Source organism: Pseudorhodoplanes sp., from assembly GCF_035565855.1.
GTDB lineage: Bacteria > Pseudomonadota > Alphaproteobacteria > Rhizobiales > Xanthobacteraceae > Pseudorhodoplanes.
The window spans coordinates 1-2,344 of record NZ_DATMRX010000070.1; the positions used below are offsets into that span (position 1 = coordinate 1).

At 65.4% G+C, this 2,344-nt stretch carries 2 protein-coding genes; both read right to left on the reverse strand.

The window, feature by feature from the left end; translation table 11 throughout:
* A partial coding sequence (locus VN004_RS04030) for a DEAD/DEAH box helicase (RefSeq protein ID WP_325607264.1) occupies window positions 1–1,943 on the reverse strand: 1,943 nt, incomplete at its 3' end.
* Between the two features lie 10 nt (window positions 1,944–1,953).
* Window positions 1,954–2,344, reverse strand: a 391-nt coding sequence (locus VN004_RS04035; protein WP_414710225.1) for a class I SAM-dependent DNA methyltransferase, incomplete at its 5' end; no start/stop codon positions are given.

Here is a 2,344-nt window from a genome sequence, read left to right on the forward strand (position 1 = left end):
GGGAACTTGCCGCCTTCATAGGACGGCACCTTGGGATCATCGGAAGTGGCGCGCGACACGTAGAGCTCGTCCTCGACCATCGCCTCGTAGCGCAGCACTTCGCCCGCGAATACGAAGGTGTCGCCGAGCGCCAGCGTTTCGGCGAAATATTCCTCCACCTGACCAAGAATGCGCCCGCCACGTGCGATCGGGCCCGTGCGGCCGTTCGCTCCACCGCGGGAGCGCGCCAGCCGCACCTTCAGCATCACCGCCTCGACGATGGTGCCGACATTCATGCGATAGGCCTGCGCAAATCGCGGATGCGTCACACGCCAGCGGCCGGCCTTGTCCTGCCTGATCTTGGCGAAGCGCTCATAAGCTTTCAGCGCGTAGCCGCCCGTAGCAACGAAATCGATCGTCGCGTCGAAATCGGCCCGCGCGAGACCGCGATACGGCGCGGCACTCACGACCTCCCGAAACAGCACGTCCGCATCGAACGGCTCGCCGCAGGCCGTGCCGAGCACGTGCTGGGCCAGAACATCAAGCGCACCGGTCCGCAACGGAGGCGTATCCTGTGCATTGTCCGCCACGGCCTCGATCGCGGCACGGCATTCCAGCACCTCGAAGCGGTTGGCGGGCACAAGAATGCCGCGGGAAGGCTCATCGAGACGATGGTTTGCACGGCCGATACGTTGCAGGAGACGCGATGAGCCTTTCGGCGCACCGACATTGATGACGAGATCGATGTCGCCCCAGTCGATGCCGAGATCGAGCGATGATGTGCAAACCACGGCGCGGAGTCTCGCCTGCGCCATGGCGTCCTCAACCTTGCGCCGCTGCGCCACATCGAGCGAACCGTGATGCAACGCGATCGCAAGCCCGTCATCGTTGATACGCCACAGCTCCTGGAAGATCATCTCCGCCTGGCTGCGCGTATTGACGAAGACCAGCGTGGTCTTGTGTCGCTTGATCAGCTCGTAGATCTGCGGAAATGCGTGACGGGCGGAATGTCCTGCCCATGGGATGTATGAATCCGGATCGCGCGTGTCCGGCTCGAGCATCGTGACATGGGGTTCTGCGCCCGGCTTCGCGATCACGAGATCGGCGAGATTCTCACCGTCCTGCGGCTGCGGCACGAGATAGCGCCGCAAATCATCCGGCTCAGCGACGGTCGCCGACAGACCGATAGTATGCAGACCGGGCGCAAGCCGGAACAGCCGCGCCAACCCGAGCGAAAGAAGATCTCCGCGCTTCGATGTGACGAGCGCATGCAGTTCGTCGAGGATCACGCGTTTCAAGGTGCCGAACAGATACGGCGCATCGGCCGACGCGAGCAGAAGCGCCAGTTGCTCCGGCGTCGTGAGCAGGATGTCGGGCGGATCGCGGCGCTGGCGCGTGCGCTTCGACACCGGCGTGTCACCGGTGCGGGTCTCGACCCGGATCGGCAATCCCATTTCTGCGACCGGCATCTCGAGGTTGCGCGCGATGTCGACCGCGAGTGCCTTCAGCGGCGAGATGTAGAGTGTGTGCAGGCCCTGCGAACGGCGGACACCGCGACCCGTGGAAACGAGGCGCTTCTTCTCCCCTCCCCCCGGGAGCCGACTCTCTTCCCCTCCCCCCGCGAAGCGGGGGGGAGGGGTTAGGGGTGGGGGGCCACTTTCATCTGACTTAACCTCTCCCCACCCCCACCCCCGCCCCCTCCCCACCACTCGCTCCGCTCGCGGGGGGAGGGGCGAAGAAGCGGCGCCCGAGTTGCTCGCACTCAACTCCACCAGCGTCGGCAGAAAGCCCGCGAGTGTCTTGCCGCCGCCGGTCGGTGCGATCAGGAGCACCGATTTGTCCTCCCGCGCGCGCTTGAGCAATTCGAGCTGATGCGCACGCGGCGTCCAGCCGCGCGCTGTGAACCAGCGCGTGAAAATATCCGGAAGACTGTCAGCGGGGGCGATTGGCTCGAAGAGGGTCACGCCCCCTACTCTACCGCTGCGACAATGGCGAAGACGGGGCGCGCTCCGCGATCACCAGCAATCCGGGCACCGGCACGTCGGCCTCCATCCGGGTCGAGACCGGCACGAGCCTGCGGATCGTCAATCCAGCCGCCTCCAGCGCGGTCCGCACATGCGCCTCGCCATGCGCATAGCGAAGCTTCGGCCCGAGGATGACGCCGCCTTCGCCATGCGTCTCGACCGTGAATGCGAACAGCCCCTCCGGCGCCAGCACATCATGGACCAGCGCCGTGATCAGCGTCAGGTCGGCGCAATAGACGAACACGTCAGCGGCCACGACCAGATTGAACCGGGCATCGGCGCGGATGTGGCGGTCGAGGCTTTCGGTGAGATCGCCGGTCTCGAGCTTGTCGTAGAGCTTC